This is a genomic window from Bacillus sp. 0102A (assembly GCF_036765155.1).
Classification (GTDB): Bacteria; Bacillota; Bacilli; order Bacillales; family Bacillaceae; genus Bacillus; species Bacillus subtilis_G.
Genome location: NZ_JBAIZW010000007.1, coordinates 250,083 through 266,308, shown reverse-complemented (window position 1 = coordinate 266,308; position 16,226 = coordinate 250,083). Strand labels below are relative to the sequence as shown.

The window sequence follows — 16,226 nt, the reverse complement described above, 5'->3', positions numbered from 1 at the left end:
GGCATATTGTTATCGTTCAAAAAAGGAGGGTCAACCAATGAAAGATGAGCACCAAAACAAGCATCACGGAACAAATGCCCAAAGCAGCGAGGATATGCTTTCTCATAAGACATCCGGGAAAAACGAATCAGAGGATACTTTGACGAACAGGCAGGGGCACCCTGTCACTGACAACCAAAATGTGAGAACGGTCGGGAACAGAGGGCCTACAACACTTGAGAACTACGATTTTCTCGAAAAAATCAGCCACTTTGACCGTGAACGCATCCCGGAGCGGGTTGTCCACGCCAGAGGAGCGGGTGCACACGGGTATTTTGAAGCGTATGGAAGCTTTGGAGACGAACCTATTTCAAAGTACACCCGGGCCAAGCTCTTTCAGGATAAAGGCAAAAAAACGCCGGCATTTGTCCGTTTTTCTACGGTGAATCATGGTAAACACTCACCCGAAACATTGAGAGACCCGCGCGGTTTTGCCGTGAAGCTTTATACCGAAGACGGAAACTGGGATTTGGTCGGGAACAACCTGAAAATCTTTTTTATCCGTGACCCGCTGAAATTTCCGGATCTTGTGCACGCATTTCAGCCTGATCCAGTGACCAACATCCAAGATGGTGAACGTATTTTCGATTTCATTTCCCAATCTCCTGAAGCGACACATATGATCACTTTCTTGTTTTCGCCTTGGGGCATTCCGGCCAACTACCGGCACATGCAGGGTTCGGGCGTACACGCCTATAAATGGGTGAATGAGGAGGGCAAGGCCGTTCTCGTGAAATATCATTTCGAACCGAAGCAGGGCATCCGCAACCTGACACAGAAGGAAGCGGAAGAGATTCAAGGGAAAAACTTTAACCATGCAACACAGGATTTATATGAAGCGATTGAAAATGGCGATTATCCGGAATGGGAAGTGTATGCCCAAATTATGAGCGATAATGAGCATCCTGAACTGGACTTTGATCCGCTCGATCCGACAAAGCTTTGGTATAAAGATGATTTCCCATGGAAGCCAATCGGCAAATTGGTACTTAACAAAAACCCGGAAAACTACCATGCGGAAGTGGAACAAGCTTCATTCGGAACAGGAGTGCTTGTTGACGGCCTCGATTTCTCAGATGACAAGCTGCTACAGGGGCGGACGTTTTCCTACTCTGATACACAGCGCTACCGTGTAGGTGCAAATTACCTGCAGCTCCCGATTAACTCGCCGAAAAAGCATGTCGCCACCAACCAGGAAGGCGGGCAAATGCTATACCGGACCGATAGAGCAGAAGGCCAAAACCCGCACGTCAACTATGAGCCATCAATTATGGGCGGGCTGACGGAAGCGAAGCAGGATGGCAAAGATCATACGCCGCATGTCGAAGGTGATGTAAAGCGTGAAGCGATCGACAGAACGAACAACTTCGGCCAGGCCGGGGAGACCTACCGGAGATTTTCTGAATTTGAACGGAACGAATTGATCACGAATCTGGTCAATACCCTTTCCACATGCCGAAAAGAAATTCAGGATCAGATGATTGAAAATTTCACAAAAGCTGATCCCGACTACGGAAAACGCGTGGCGGAAGGGCTGAAAAAAGCCACCGAAAACAACAGCAACGGACCGATCGGCACAACAGAGACTGAACAGGCTACAATGCAGGCTGAACAGGAAAGTCATCCGTCTGACCCGTATTAAAAACAGCGAACAGGGCTTTTGGAAGTCCTGTTTTTTATTTTTCTATTGAAACGCTTTCAGCAATTGTGTTGTACTGGAAGAAAAGGGTGGAGAGGAAAGATGGAATTACAGCAGGACATGATGTCTCAGAAAAAAACAATCGGCGCTTTAGATCACGCCGTTTTCTTATGCATGGTATTTTGTTTTTGGTTTTCAGGCTATATTTATGTGCCTGTATTCAGCCTGTATTTGGAGGGCCTGCACTTTTCATATGGCGCCATCGGCATCATTCTCGGCAGCTACGGGGTTACGCAAATCCTTTTGCGATTCCCGCTGGGCCTTCTGTCAGACATCCTGTTTTCTATGCGCAAGCAATTGTTAATTGCCGGGTTTGGGTTTTCCATCCTCAGCAGCCTGCTTTTTCTGCTGTTTGATTCTTTCTTCTTCGTGCTGGCCGCCCGGCTGTTGGCAGGGATCACTGCCTCTATGTGGGTCATGGCGACCATTTTATACGCGCATTATTTCAACAATGGCAATGCCTCAAAAGCAATGGGCATCATGCAGTTTTTCACCGTCATGCCTCAGTTTGTCAGCATTGTGTTCTGCGGGCTTGCGGCAGCCCACTTAGGCAGGCAGGTTCCGTTTTGGATGGCGCTCGTTGCCTCGTCCGCCGGTCTGGTGATATGCTGCTTTATTAAAGACCCATCGGCTCCCCCTGTGAACCGTGACACAATCGGTTTGCCGCAATACATCAAAGACACATTGCGGCTTCCGAAACTCAAGCTTTTCACCATCCTGTCTATGACCGCCCATGCGGTGTTATTTATGACAGTGTTTGGCTTTACACCGCTTTTCATTAATCAGCTCGGAATGAACGATGCGGAACTGCTTTGGGTGATGAGTGCCTTTTTCCTCCCTCACGCAGCCGCCACATTATGCTTTGTGTTTCTGCGCTTTACAAAGCGAATCGCTTACTCCGTGATGCTGATCAGTTTTGCTGTCACCGGAGCCGGTTTGCTATTCGTTCCTTTTTCAGCTACATTGTTCACGGTTTGCGTCACACACGCCTGCATCGGGATGGCGCTCGGTTTCGTGTTCCCTTTGCTGCTTGGCCATGTCGTCGATATCAGTTCTGCTCGTTTAAAAATGTCAGTCATGGGATTCTATCAATCGTTTTATGCGCTGGGCATCTTCCTTGGACCCCTTCTCGCCGGAAAAATCGCACAGCTTTTCGGGCTTTCGGGGGTTTTTTATGGAGCCGGGGCGCTGGCATTTGCCGCCTTTCTTATCATGCTCATGCAAAAGCGCAGCATGGCCAATTAATAGCTTTCATATCGCTGAAAGCGCCACACAGAAAACATGGCCAGAAGCACGATGGACAAAATAGAGAATGTGAGCGACCATCCGAAAAAATCCGCCCGCTCTCCATGAAGAAGGATATGCTCCGCCTGCTTGCAAAGCGCAGCCGGAAGCCATTTCGCACCATCAGGAAATAGCGAAACAGCAAAAGAAACCGCGGCCGTCAGCCCGATCCCGGAAGCCGCGGCTGCTCCGAGAGACCGAAACATCGTGCTTCCAGCAAGGCCGGCAGTCACAATAAACATGATCCAAAGAGCGTAAAGGCCAAGGCTTGCGGCAAAATGGCTGAATGATGTGCCCTCAAACAACAGCCGGACGTAATAATAAGCAAGCCCGTATCCAGCTGCAAACGACGCGATTCCGATCACGCTTTGGGTCAGCCATTTGCTCACGATATAATGGGCTGCCGTCACAGGCCGCGACATGATCAGCGACGTTACGCCTTGATTTCTTTCATTCGCCACGCTGCCCATCACGCTGAAGATGACCAGAGCCATACCAAGCGTGTTGAATTGAGAAAGCGTGCTGACCATCACTTCAGACCCGGAAGGCATCGTAAAACTGATTTTCATGCCGTCCGGAAGGTTTCCTCCGTGTTCAATGATTTCCGGCATATAATAAATGGTCAGCGGCTGTGTCAGCCCGACGATCATCATCGCGATCGGCAGCCAGATCAGCTTGCCGCTTTTCCACCCATCGAGCCATTCTTTTTGCAATAGAGTCATCATCACCTTCATGCGTGCACCACCTTTAGATAGACGTCTTCAAGAGACTCCGTTTTCTGTTCGAAATGGGTAACGGTCAATCCCGTTCGGATACAATCACTCAGCAATGTCCGGCCAGCGTGTATACCAGGCAGCTCGAAAACAGCTTGTGACGGGTTCATATAGGCAATACCTGATACGTAAGGCTTCTCTTCAAGCCAGCCCCTCAGCTCCTCTTTCACTGTAAGGGTGAAAACGTTCGTTTGATGCTGGTTCTTAAGCTGCTGTAATTCGCCTTTCCATGAAACCTCCCCGTTTTTCATGATCACCACCTGATCACACACCTGCTCCGCATCGTGCAAAACGTGTGTGGAAAACAGAACAGCCATATGCTTCTTCAGCTCCCGCATCATATCGAGCACCTCGAACCGCCCGGACGGATCAAGAGCGGACACCGGTTCATCCAAAATCAACAGCTTCGGTTTATGGAGCAGCGCCTGTGCCAGACCGAGTCTTTGCTTCATGCCGCCTGAATAGCCGCCGATTCTTTTGTGTGCCGCTTCCTGCAAGCCGACAAATTCAAGCATCCCGCCGATTTCCTCTTGGCACTTTTTCTTTGAAAGCCCTGACAGTCTCCCGGCAAATGTTAAAAATTCGTTTGCGGTCATCCACGAATAAAAGGCAGGATACTGCGGAAGGTACCCGATCAAACGACGATCCGGCTTTTTCTCCCCTAACAGCTTGATGGTTCCAGAGGTTGGCGAAAGCAGTCCGGCCAGCATGTGCAGCGTTGTGGTTTTACCGGCTCCATTAGGGCCTAATAGTGCCACACACTCGTTTTCCTTCACGTGAAAATTGACATTCTTTACAGCTTGATGATGCCGGTACGATTTACATAATGACTCAATAGACAGCATACCGGATCACCTTTGCTTTCTGCCGACGGTAAAAAATAAAATCGGCCCGATAATATTGATACATAAAATGACCGCTGCCCACATCCACTTTGGCCCGTTTGTCCGGTCTTCTTTTATACAGCTGATAAGGGCAAACACCGCCAAAACCAACTGTAATACAATCAGCGGCAAAATCATTTCCCAAGAAATATTCATTGCTTGATCCCCCTTTTCTTCCTGTCCGGCCTAATCACAAAAAAGTAATAGCAAATCAGAGGCATCGGTGCTGTAATCAGTCCGACAATCCCCCAAACCCATGCCATGCGATTTCGTTTTTTCGCATCAATAAATAAAAAGATTCCCTGCGCCAATACGATGAGATAAGCCGCAGCCGTTATGATCATTTCTGTTTGTGTCATCGGCGCTCCACCTCGCATTCACCAAGATGTCTTTTTTTCTCTGCCGTAATCAAAAGCGGCAGCACCGCAAGCACACAAACCTGAAGTGCGATAAACACAGCGGGAGCTTGAGTGAATGCCAGGATTGCCGCACTCACAACCATCAGCGCGCAGAATACAAATAAGATGATCTCTTTTAGCAGTTTTCTTCTGCGTTCAGCTTTCATTTGTGACAGCTGGTAAAGCAGTTCTTTTTGATTCGGTATAGAGGGATTGGCTGTTTCATCAATTTTCTGCCATTCTGATTTTAAATGAAGAGATCGCTTTTCTTTATTCATCGTCCCACTCCTTTCTGATTTGCTGAAGCCCTTTATGAACTCTTGACTTTGCAGTGCCTTCTTTGATTTGAAGCATCACTCCGATTTCGGCGTAGGTATAACCGTAGTAATGCCTTAATAAAACCGGCGTGCGCAGTTTAGGGTCCAGCTTTGAAAACAGATCGAGCGTTTCGCTCCACTCTGCCCCTTTCGACGACACATCCCACTTGATCTTGCGGATTGCTTCCTCCGTAACCGCCTGATTCCGTTTCCATTCTCTCTTTCTCTTTTTCTGGTGATCGAGATAGAGCCGCGATGCAATAGAGATCAGCCACGTGGAGAATTTGGAACGGCCTTGGAAGCTTCTTAAATGAATGTACCCTTTCAGAAAGGTTTCCTGTACAAGTTCTTCGCTGAGATCAGGGTGAAGGGATAGCTTTAATAAATATTTGTATAAAAAAGAATAATGATAGTGGAACAGGGCTGTAAACGCCTCATCGTTTCCCTCTTTCGCCTGCTGAATCAGCTGCTGTTCTTCACATGTATCCAATGGCCGCGATCCCCCCTTTTTTTGTTTTTCTGTCTTATGAGACGACACCGGATTCGAAACCGTTCAGCTTTTTTTACAATTCTATTCAGCTATTGACAGATCAGGCTTCTCGGACGTTTGGCTGTACATCCGCATTTGTAAACCCCCTTATAGTCTGCTAAGCTATGTCTTTATGTCGATTTTAAATAACATCCAATATGGAGGACGATGCATTGAAAGTAGAAAGGCGAACGATTGAACATATTCCGAATGAAGAAAGACATGGTAAAGCAAAAGATTTATTCCCCGTATGGTTTGGGGCTAATATGCATATCACCACGTTAGTGACCGGTACTCTTCCCGTGGCAATGGGACTTAATCTGTTTTGGAGTGTTGCCGCTATTATTTGCGGAACCTTAATCGGTGCCATATTTATGGCGTCTCATTCCGCGCAAGGCCCTCAGCTTGGCATCCCGCAAATGATTCAAAGCCGTGCCCAATTCGGCGTAATCGGAGCGATTCTTCCCCTCTTCTTAGTTATGTTTATCTACCTTGGTTTCTTCGCAAGCAGCACGATTCTGGCGGCCGGAACCTTAAGCAGCTTTGTTCCCATTCCGGGATCATGGAGTATTATAGGCTTAAGCGCCGTATGTTTTTTACTCACCATTTTTGGCCATGATTTGATTCACAAAATGCAAAAAATCCTTTCTTGGACCTCTTTTGCTGTATTTTTTGCTGCAACGATTCTTATTTTTCAATTGCCGATTCCGGCAGGCAGCTGGATTCCCGGGGCGGTTGATCTGCCTGTTTTCTTGGTTGCGGTCAGCGCAGTCGCGACGTGGCAGCTTGCATACGCGCCGTATGTTGCCGATTATTCACGATATCTGCCAGTTAAAACACCGGCTTCTCAAACATTTTGGTACAGCTATGCAGGCACATCTGTCAGCTCGATCTGGATGATGCTGCTCGGCGCTTTGCTGACGACGGCATTGCCTGACTTTACGGCAAACTCAGGCAGCCAGATTGTCCAATTGTTCGGCCCCTTCTCGTTCATTATGCTGATCATTGTGTTATTCGGGCAAATGGCGATCAATGTCTTTAACCTGTATGGAGCTTTCATGTCCACGACAACAACGCTTGAGCCGTTTCTGAAGTTAAAAGTCACACCCAAAGTCAGAATCATCATGATCCTCGGTGTCACGCTTGTCGGCACAGTCTTAAGTCTTCTCGGACAGAGCAATTTTATGGCGCTGTTTTTGAATTTTATCTTTTTCATCAGCTATTTCTTAATTCCATGGACGGCAATTAATTTAGTCGATTACTACTTCGTCCGCCATGGAAACTATCAAGTCAAAGCCATGTTTGATGTGAACGGGCCGTATGGAAAGGTTAATTGGATCACCACGATTGCGTTCGTTCTGTCCATCTTGCTGGAAATCCCGTTTATCAATACATCCTTTTACATCGGACCGCTGGCAAAAATGTTTGGCGGCGGAGACATCGCATGGATTGTCGGCTTGGCCGTGCCTTCTATTCTTTATTATGTATTGATGAAACCGCGTCTGAAAAAACAAGCGGGTTATCAAGAAAAGCTGTCTTCCTTGTGAAGACAGCTTTTTATTTTGTTGCTATTCTTATTCAAACCGTTTCCACACGCGAGGCAGCACGTCAGAAAGCTCGTGAGCGAGCAGCGTATGGGCTGAGTGCTCGTCCGTCCAGAGCTCGGCGCACGCACCGTGCAGATAGACCGCGTTTAATATCGCATGTTTCGGGTCTTCATGGCAGCAGAGCATGCCCAATATCATGCCTGTCAGCGTGTCACCGGTGCCGCCCTTGGCGAGCGCCCCGTTTCCAGTTGGATTGCACCAGCAGTCGCCATCGGGGAACGCAATAATGGTTTGATTTCCTTTTAACACAATGACAGCCTGCAGCTGAGCCGCCCATTCCTTTGCATATTCCGCTCTTTTGTTTTGCAGCTCTTTCACAGGAACACCTGTCATACGGGAAAACTCGCCCGGGTGCGGCGTGAGGATGACAGGCGCCTTCCGTTTCGGATATGTGCGCTTTGCCAGCGCTCCGGCATCCAAAATAACAGGGCAATCCGCCGCAAGCACATGATCAACTGCCTGCTGTACGCTTTCGGTTTGCGGAAGTCCCGATCCGATAGCAATGGCGCGGTACGCCTCTTTAAGCTGAGCGTGCGCCGCTTTTTGCCAGCCGTCACGCCAATAGGTCGCCTCGGGCAGAACAGAAACGGTCAGCGGGATCACGCTTTCAGACGTTCCGATAACAAGCTTCCCTAGTCCGCTACGCATGGCCCCAAGCCCCGCCAGAAGCGCTGCGCCCGGCATGTCGTCGCTTCCCGCCAGAAGCAATGCGGTACCGTATGTGCCTTTATGGCTCTCCGCATCTCTTTCAGGAAGCGAGGCCCTCACATGCTCCTCCGTCCAAATTGGAATACTCATCTCTATCCCTCCTCTGCTTTCTCTTCCTATTTTTCCTGTACCTTTTCTATTTCAAACAAAAAAAGACAGCCTTAGGGAGCTGTCTTATTTCACAGGAACATCAAGATGATACAGGCGGCGATACCGCTCGTTTGCCGCCAGCAGTTCCTCGTGCGTTCCTTCCATTTCTGTTTTTCCGTTTTCGAGAAACACAATTTTATCCGCCGCTTCCACTCCCGCGAGGTGGTGCGTAATCCATAAAATCGTTTTTCCTTTCAGCACTTCAAACACCGTATCCATCAGTTCGCGTTCTGTGATGGGATCGAGTCCGACTGTCGGCTCATCGAGGATGATGATCGGCGTATCCTGCAGCAAAATCCGGGCGAGTGCGATCCGCTGGCGCTCCCCTCCGGAAAACCGGATGCCGGTTTCCTGAACAGAGGTATGATATCCGTCAGGCAGTGACTCAATGTAATCATGCAGTTTCACCTGCTTTGCAGCACGGCGCACATCCTCGTCGCTTGCGTCGCCATTTCCAAGCCTGATGTTGTTCAGAATGCTTGTATCAAACAGATGAGGTTTTTGATTTAACACAGCTACCGTATCAGCAATCTGATCCTTTAACAGCTCGGTCTCCACTCCGTTTAACGTCACAGATCCAGAGTCCGGCTTTAAGGCGCCCTCGATTAATGCGAGCGACGTTGATTTCCCAGACCCGCTCCGGCCGAGCAGCGCCATTTTTTCTCCTTGGCGCAGCGTAAAGGAAAAGCCGTTCAGCACTCGGCTGCTGTTATCATAAGCAAACGCCACATCACGAAAGGACAGTGTGACATCTTGGAGATCGAGCGTTTCAGCCGCTGAGTCTGTTTGTGACGCCTCCGTCTGAGGGGCCACTTTGTTCATGCGTCTGATGGAATCCTGATAGCCGGGCACTTCGCCCAAAGCATCTGAAAGCGGCAGAAAGGCTTCCGTCAAAGGGAACACCACTAGCACAAAGGCCGCAATCATCGTTTTGGCGAGTTCGCCGTCTGCATGCTGCCCCGCCGTCCAAAACAGCATCAGCAAAATGAGACCCGCGACAAAACATTGCGCGGCGAAATCTCGCCATCTTGTAAAGCGCTGTTTGTTCCGTTCAAGCTCAAACCAAGCTTGTTCTTCTTTTTCATAGGAATCAATAAAAGCATGCCGGCGTCCGCTGAACATCCAGTCGCTGACACCCATTACGGCATCTGTCAGCCGGCTGTACAGCACATTCCGCCCGCTTTTCAGCTTCGCATTCTTCGCTCTCGTCACGAGCAAAGACACAACCGGAAACAGTATAACAAGAACAAACAAGTAAAGCGCAAGCAATATGGCAAACGGCCAAGAGAAGAAGCCAAGCGCGATTACTGAAACTGCATACAGAAGCAAGGCCGAGATCGCAGGAAAAATCGTTTTTAAGAAGGCATCCTGCAAATGCTCAATATCCTCCGACAAAATGCCGAGCATATCCCCCGTGCGAAATCGGGAACGCAGCATCAAAGCACCCGGCTCAAGCATGTTGTAAAGGCGGACGCGCATGTCGGACACGATTTTTAAAATGATGTGATGGCCGACAAGGCGTTCCGCATATCGTGACACAGACCGTGCAATCCCAAAGGTGCGCACAGCGACAATCGGCACATAAATGAGCAGGATGTTTTCCGGCCTTGTCGCCGCCTTCGAGATCAAAAATCCTGAGGTGAACATGAGAAAAGCAGCAGAAAAAATCGTCACCGCGCCCAACAAGATAACCAGAACGAAAAGGCGGGCATTTTGCTTGATATACGGCAGAATCCATTCTTCTTTCTTCATGCTCTTTCCCCCAGTTGCGGCTTCACCAGTTTGGTGTACACACCGTTTGTCGCCAGCAATTCATCGTGAGTCCCGATTTCCGCAACCCTGCCCCCGTCAAGCACGATGATTTCATCCATATCGAGCATCCAGTGAAGGCGGTGTGTCGCGAGAAAGACGAGCTTATCCTGAAATAAATCAAGCATCGTTTCTTTTAATTCATATTCTGTTTCGATATCAAGATGGGCGGTCGGCTCATCCAGCAGCAGGATCGGACGGTTACCTAAAAAAGCGCGGGCCAGCGCGACACGCTGAGCCTGACCGCCGCTGAGCGCCCGGCCGCCTTCCCCGATCCTTCCCTCTAATCCGTCCGGAAGTTTGTCCACCAGCTCCGTCAGCCCCGCCGAGGCAGCGGCGCGGGCTGTATCCTCGGCCGACGCGCTTGGATGGTAAAAGCGAATGTTGTTCGCCAGCGTGTCATCAAAAATGTACGGATGCTGCGGGATATAAAGGAGGTTTTTCTGCCAGCTTCCGTCCTGCAAGTGGGACCGGCTTGAACCATTGACCTCGATCATACCGTCATCAGGCTCCAAAAATCCGCCAAGGACATCAATGAATGTTGATTTTCCGGCACCGCTTGCACCGATGATGCCGATTTTTTTCTTGCCTTTCAATGACAAATCAATATCTGACACCGACCGGCCGACTGACACACCTGACACTTTCAGCTCATCCTGACCGGACCACGTCCCAAGCTGAAGCGGCGCCTCTTTTTTAAAACCAGGCTGCGACAAGATCTCTTGAATGGTCTTGCCTGCTTCCTGTCCGTTCAGCGTTGCATGATAATCATTCCCCACTTCCCGCACCGGCAAAAAATACTCAGGTGCCAGAATGAGCGCCGTTAAGGCGGGACCAAGCAAAATATCTCCGTCAATAAGGCGCAGGCCCAAAAACACTGCAACTGTCGCCACTGACAGCATCGTGAAAAAATCGAGGGCGAATGAAGATAAAAATGCCACCCGAAGTGTGCTCATCGTTGCTTTGCGATACCGCTCACTAACGTAGAAAATATTTTTACTGTGCGACTTGCTCAAACCTAAAAAACGCAATGTCTCCAGCCCGCGAAGAGAATCAACGAAATGATTAGAAAGTCTCTGATAGGATTTCCACTGGCGATCCGCTTTTTTCTGCGCGACAAGGCCGAGGAGAATCATAAAGATGATCAGAATCGGCATCGCAGCAACTAAAATGACAGCTGACGTGCGATCCTGAAAAAACACATAAATGACAACCGCCGCCGGCACAATCGCCATGCTGACCATTTTCGGCAGAAATAGCTCCAGATAGCGGCGGAACTGGCTGATGCCTTCCATCGCCAGGGTTACCATTTGCCCCGTCCCCTCTTTCTTTGCAAAGCGGGGACCTAACCGGAACAGCTGATCAAGAAAACTCTTTCTCAAATCAGCTCCTGTCCGGGCGGCATATTGATAGACGATTTTCTGGCGTGCCACCGTCACCCCGTGCCGGGCGACAAAAGCGATGAGGAAAAAGCCGATCACCGGAAACAGGGAGGCCATGCTCTTCCCGTTGAACAGCCCGGTTACGGCTTCACTCAGCCACTCTGCCTGCATAATAATGGCAGCTGTCTGAATCAGCGTTAAACAAGTAATCACGGTGAGAATCCGCTTCATTCCTTTATATCGAAACAGGTCTTTTCCCATTAATAAGTCATAGGCTCCTTATGGCTGACGCGCTTCCGGAAGACATAATAGCTCCAGATCTGACTGCCGATGACAAACGGCAATAGGGTTAATGCCGCAATTGACATGACTTTAAGCGAATAATCACCGGAAGAAGCGTTAGCTACTGTTAAATCGTACGCGCTTTGAAGCGAGCTGACCATGACCCGAGGGAATAATGAAATAAAGATCATTCCTACAGTCAGCGCCAGCCCCGCGCCAGTCATCCCAAATGTCCAGCCGTCTTTTTTCTTACGGATAAAGACAGCCGCGAGCATAAAGCAGATGACAATCAAAACAACGAGCGGAATGGTTATCTCGCCGCGGCGTGTAAACATGTCTGTCTGATAGGCAGAAAGAGCCGCGAAAGCTAGAACCGCTACAAAAACAACACCCATTATCTTTTGCGCCATGTTCCGGGCGCGGTTTTGCAAATCACCGATCGTACGCAGCGTGATAAACATTAATCCGTGCTGGAAGCAAAGAAGTGTTACAGTCACACCGCCAAGTACAGAGTACACATTGAAATAATCGGATACTTGCGCGTGAATGTTCATATCGGCATCAATCGGCATCCCGCGGAATAATGTCGCGAACAGCACACCAAGCACAAACGGAGGAATCAGACTGCCGAAGAAAACGACCCAGTCCCAAACCTTTACCCATTTTAAATGATCAACCTTGCCGCGGAACTCAAACGCGACCCCGCGGCCTATTAATGCAAGCAGCACAATGACAAACGGAATGTAATAACCGCTCAGCATCGTTGCATACCAGTTCGGAAATGCCGCGAAAATGGCGCCTGCACCAGTCAAAAGCCATACTTCATTCGCATCCCAAAACGGTCCGATCGTGTTGATCAGCACTCTGCGTTCTAATTCATTATGGCCAAGAAAACGGGTCGCCATGCCGACCCCGAAATCAAAGCCTTCCAAAAAGAAGAAACCTACAAACAATACAGCAACGAGTATAAACCAAAGATCATGAAGAGACATGGTATACCTCCTGACTAAATGGATCTGTTGATACAGGAGCATCATGATGATCACCATGCTCCGCACCTTTTTTAATTTCACGGACGAATAAGAAGGCAAGCAGCGCCCCCAGAATCAAGTACATCACACCGAATGCGATGATTGAGAATAACAGAGAGCCGGCTGTTACGTTAGGCGACACAGATTGAGCAGTTGTCATTAAGCCCATAACCGTCCAAGGCTGACGTCCGATTTCTGTCATAATCCAGCCCGCGGAGTTCGCAATAAACGGGAAGGAAATCAACGCGATCATGATGCGCAAATACCATTTGCTGTTTTCAAGCTTTTTGCGGCGGTTTAACCAAAGGCCGCCTAACGCAGCAAGAATCATGACAACACCTGCGCCAACCATGATGCGGAAGCTCCAGAATGTCGTTTTTACAGGCGGAATGTAATCGCCTTTTCCGTATATTTTTTCGTACTCAGCCTGAAGTGTTTTCATCCCTTTGACACTTCCGCTGAATTTTTGATACGCCAGGTAGCTCAAAGCATAAGGAACTTTGATCTCATTTGAGCTTTTTTCATTTGTTGTATCGATCGTGGCAAAAGCCGTCCAAGCAGCAGGGTCACCGCTGTCTTCCCAAAGGCCTTCACTGGCAGCCATTTTCATCGGCTGTGATTCCATCAAGTGCTCAGCCTGCGCGTGTCCGCTAAGTGCGACGCCAAGACCGGCGCAAAGGCCGACAATCATTGCGAGTTTAAAAGATTGTTTGAAAAACGGCACTTCTTTTTTCTTCAATAGTTTAAAAGCACTCACTCCGGCGATAAAGAAAGCCCCGGTGGCAAGCGCACCGAAAATGACGTGCGGAAATTCAACCCAAAGCTGAGGGTTTGTAATCAGCGCGGCAAAGTCGTTCATTTCCGCGCGGCCGTTTTTGATCGTAAAGCCGACAGGCTCCTGCATAAAGGAATTCGCGGTTAAAATCCAGAAAGACGACATAATCGTTCCAAATGATACGAGCCAAATGCAGAGAACGTGAATTTTTTTCGGCAGGCGATCCCAGCCGAAAATCCACAATCCGATAAAGATCGATTCCATGAAAAACGCCAATAATGCTTCAATCGCAAGCGGAGCGCCAAATACATCTCCGACAAAACGGGAGTAATCAGACCAGTTCATTCCAAACTGGAATTCTTGCAAAATCCCCGTTACAACACCAACTGCGAAATTTATTAAGAATAAGTGTCCCCAAAACTTTGCCATTTTGAGGTACAGCTCATTTTTTTTCACAAGATAAAGAGTCTCCATCAACGCAACCATAAACACAAGCCCAATAGACAACGGCACAAACAAGAAGTGAAACAATGTTGTTGATGCAAATTGAATGCGGGCTAAAACTAATTCACTCATGCTTTCTCCTCCATTTCCGGTTAAAAACTGCATTTTGCTCACTATTTCACAAATAAAAGCGATACTTTGATCACCAATTCACAAAGTAGACGAAAAAAATATTTGTTCAATATTTCACAAATGTGTCAAAAAATCATTCAATATGATTCCTGATTGCCAGACTGATCAAATGACACATTCTCTTACTGGTTCATATTAAGTACTTTACAACGATTTATTTTAAAAATAAAGATCAAAATACCTAAAAAGTCCCGCACTGTGTGACGGATTATTGTCTATTTTGTTGATGATTTATGACGGACGCTAGGATAAATGACCCTTTATTATCGTACATCAACATTTCGTTCCTTGCGAATAAAATGCCTGTCCGTCACCAGCCCTCGCTTCTCAGCACTCCGTCATAGATCGTTTTTAGTCGGAATGCCTCTTTTCATTTGAACCGGGAAGATTTGAAAACCTGAATAGTAAATTTTTAATATATTAAACATTTCAATTTTTTTGTATAATTAATGTAGTGAACAATTTCACTGCATCAAGAATAGGGGAGGTTTTTCAATGGGAGAGCTTCAAACACAAATGCAATTGCAAACGGATACAATTCACGAAGGGGTTCGAAAAGAGAATTGGTTTGCTAGAGCCATGAATATAAAAGTAGGCATTATACCGCTTCCTGTGTATGCCTTGCTGTTTATATTAATCACTATTTTTGTTATGCATCACGATGTGAAAAGTGACATCTTGACATCCATTGCCGTCATGGCTTTTTTCGGGTTTACCTTTGCCCAAATCGGTAAATCGATACCGATTGTTCGTTCTATCGGCGGCCCAGCCATCCTAGCTACTTTTATTCCGTCCGCTGTCGTCTACTATCACCTGCTGCCTAATGATATCGTCAAATCCACCACAGAATTTACAGAAAACTCAAACTTTCTTTACTTATTTATCGCCGGGATTGTTGTCGGAAGCATCCTCGGCATGAAAAGAGAAACACTCATAAAAGCATTCATGAAAATCTTTATTCCGCTTATTGCCGGTTCTGTCGCAGCCGCTATTGTCGGACTGGCTGTCGGCACTTTGCTCGGGCTCGGATTTCAGCATACATTGCTGTACATCGTCATCCCTATCATGGCAGGGGGTGTCGGAGAAGGTGCTATCCCGCTGTCCATCGGTTATTCTGACATCATGCCGATGTCTCAAGGGGAAGCGTTTGCACTTGTTCTGCCGTCGATCATGCTGGGCAGCCTGTGCGCGATCATTCTAGCGGGATTGCTGAACAGAATCGGTAAGAAAAAACCGGAATGGACAGGCAACGGCAAAGTGGACCGATCTGAAGAAGAGTCCCCTGCGCTGGAAGAATCGCAAAGCGGGCAGCAAATGTTCAACCTTTCCTTATTTGCGTCAGGCGGTATCCTTGCTGTTTCTTTATACTTAGTCGGCATGCTCGCTCACGACTTTTTTGGATTTCCGGCACCCGTTGCCATGCTGTTACTGGCTGTTCTGATTAAGTTGTTCAGATTGGCGCCTGCCTCAATTGAAAATGGCGCGTTTGGGGTGTCCCGCTTCTTTTCAACCGCTGTGACCTACCCGCTGCTCTTTGCGATCGGGGTGTCCATGACGCCGTGGGACAAGCTTGTCGCCGCCTTTAATCTCAACAACATCATTACGATTCTGTCTGTCGTTGTGACCATGATGGCCGTCGGCTTCTTCACCGGAAAGTGGCTGAACATGTATCCGATTGAGACCGCCATTATCAATGCGTGCCACTCAGGACAAGGCGGCACCGGGGACGTCGCCATTTTAAGCGCCGCAGAAAGGCTTGAATTAATGCCATTCGCCCAGGTGTCTACCCGAATCGGGGGAGCCATTACAGTGTCCCTAACCTTATTGCTGCTTCACCAGTTTTATTGATACACCGCAAGCAAGTTCTTCGTAAACGAAAGAGCTTGCTTTTTTTGCATATTCCTGTTTTTGCAAATTCCCGCG

At 48.2% G+C, this 16,226-nt stretch carries 15 protein-coding genes; 4 read left to right on the top strand and 11 right to left on the bottom strand.

Translation table 11 applies throughout. The features are described 5' to 3' along the window. Window positions 1–37: 37 nt before the first annotated feature. A complete protein-coding gene (gene katX / locus V6D41_RS17045) occupies window positions 38–1,681 on the top strand; it encodes a catalase KatX (RefSeq protein WP_333519021.1) in 1,644 nt (547 codons plus the stop codon). A gap of 99 nt (window positions 1,682–1,780) precedes the next feature. Then, window positions 1,781–2,983 (top strand): MFS transporter, encoded by a 1,203-nt coding sequence (locus V6D41_RS17040; protein WP_333519020.1) that lies wholly within the window; start codon window positions 1,781–1,783, stop codon window positions 2,981–2,983. Here V6D41_RS17040 and V6D41_RS17035 read toward each other — a convergent pair. From V6D41_RS17035 to sigY, 6 genes are read right to left on the bottom strand one after another with little or no spacing between them, the layout of a single operon-like run. Further along, on the bottom strand, window positions 2,980–3,756 hold the full coding sequence (locus tag V6D41_RS17035) for an ABC transporter permease (protein ID WP_333519019.1): 777 nt from the start codon (window positions 3,754–3,756) through the stop codon (window positions 2,980–2,982). The genes V6D41_RS17040 and V6D41_RS17035 overlap by 4 nt on opposite strands. Then, entirely contained in the window at window positions 3,753–4,640 is an 888-nt protein-coding gene (locus V6D41_RS17030; protein WP_333519018.1) for an ABC transporter ATP-binding protein, read from the bottom strand. Before V6D41_RS17030 ends, V6D41_RS17035 begins: the two co-directional genes overlap by 4 nt. Before the next feature lie 6 nt (window positions 4,641–4,646). Then, window positions 4,647–4,835, bottom strand: a complete 189-nt coding sequence (gene yxlE, locus V6D41_RS17025; RefSeq protein WP_333519017.1) for a sigma Y negative regulator YxlE — start codon at window positions 4,833–4,835, stop codon at window positions 4,647–4,649. Next, window positions 4,832–5,038 (bottom strand): sigma Y negative regulator YxlD, encoded by a 207-nt coding sequence (gene yxlD / locus V6D41_RS17020; RefSeq protein ID WP_019259859.1) that lies wholly within the window; start codon window positions 5,036–5,038, stop codon window positions 4,832–4,834. The genes yxlE and yxlD overlap by 4 nt, the downstream gene beginning before the upstream one ends. Further along, complete coding sequence (locus V6D41_RS17015; RefSeq protein ID WP_333519016.1) at window positions 5,035–5,355, bottom strand: YxlC family protein; 321 nt, start codon at window positions 5,353–5,355, stop codon at window positions 5,035–5,037. The genes yxlD and V6D41_RS17015 overlap by 4 nt, the downstream gene beginning before the upstream one ends. After that, window positions 5,348–5,884, bottom strand: coding sequence for an RNA polymerase sigma factor SigY (gene sigY / locus V6D41_RS17010; protein WP_253268674.1), 537 nt, complete (start codon window positions 5,882–5,884; stop codon window positions 5,348–5,350). The genes V6D41_RS17015 and sigY overlap by 8 nt, the downstream gene beginning before the upstream one ends. 212 nt (window positions 5,885–6,096) lie before the next feature. On the opposite strand from sigY, the gene V6D41_RS17005 reads away from it, so the two are divergent. Further along, window positions 6,097–7,470: a cytosine permease gene (locus tag V6D41_RS17005; RefSeq protein WP_333519015.1), complete on the top strand. Its 1,374-nt coding sequence runs from the start codon at window positions 6,097–6,099 to the stop codon at window positions 7,468–7,470. Between the two features lie 27 nt (window positions 7,471–7,497). On the opposite strand, the gene V6D41_RS17000 is transcribed toward V6D41_RS17005, so the two are convergent. From V6D41_RS17000 to cydA, 5 genes are all read right to left on the bottom strand, one after another. Then, on the bottom strand, window positions 7,498–8,328 hold the full coding sequence (locus V6D41_RS17000) for an NAD(P)H-hydrate dehydratase (protein WP_333519014.1): 831 nt from the start codon (window positions 8,326–8,328) through the stop codon (window positions 7,498–7,500). 84 nt (window positions 8,329–8,412) lie between these two features. Then, window positions 8,413–10,140, bottom strand: coding sequence for a thiol reductant ABC exporter subunit CydC (gene cydC, locus V6D41_RS16995; RefSeq protein ID WP_333519013.1), 1,728 nt, complete (start codon window positions 10,138–10,140; stop codon window positions 8,413–8,415). After that, entirely contained in the window at window positions 10,137–11,840 is a 1,704-nt protein-coding gene (gene cydD, locus V6D41_RS16990; protein ID WP_333519012.1) for a thiol reductant ABC exporter subunit CydD, read from the bottom strand. Before cydD ends, cydC begins: the two co-directional genes overlap by 4 nt. Then, entirely contained in the window at window positions 11,840–12,853 is a 1,014-nt protein-coding gene (gene cydB, locus V6D41_RS16985) for a cytochrome d ubiquinol oxidase subunit II (protein WP_333519011.1), read from the bottom strand. The genes cydD and cydB overlap by 1 nt, the downstream gene beginning before the upstream one ends. Further along, window positions 12,840–14,243 (bottom strand): cytochrome ubiquinol oxidase subunit I, encoded by a 1,404-nt coding sequence (gene cydA, locus V6D41_RS16980; RefSeq protein ID WP_087993246.1) that lies wholly within the window; start codon window positions 14,241–14,243, stop codon window positions 12,840–12,842. Before cydA ends, cydB begins: the two co-directional genes overlap by 14 nt. 555 nt (window positions 14,244–14,798) lie before the next feature. On the opposite strand from cydA, the gene cimH reads away from it, so the two are divergent. Continuing rightward, window positions 14,799–16,151, top strand: coding sequence for a citrate/malate transporter CimH (cimH, locus tag V6D41_RS16975; RefSeq protein WP_333519010.1), 1,353 nt, complete (start codon window positions 14,799–14,801; stop codon window positions 16,149–16,151). Window positions 16,152–16,226 lie beyond the last annotated feature (75 nt).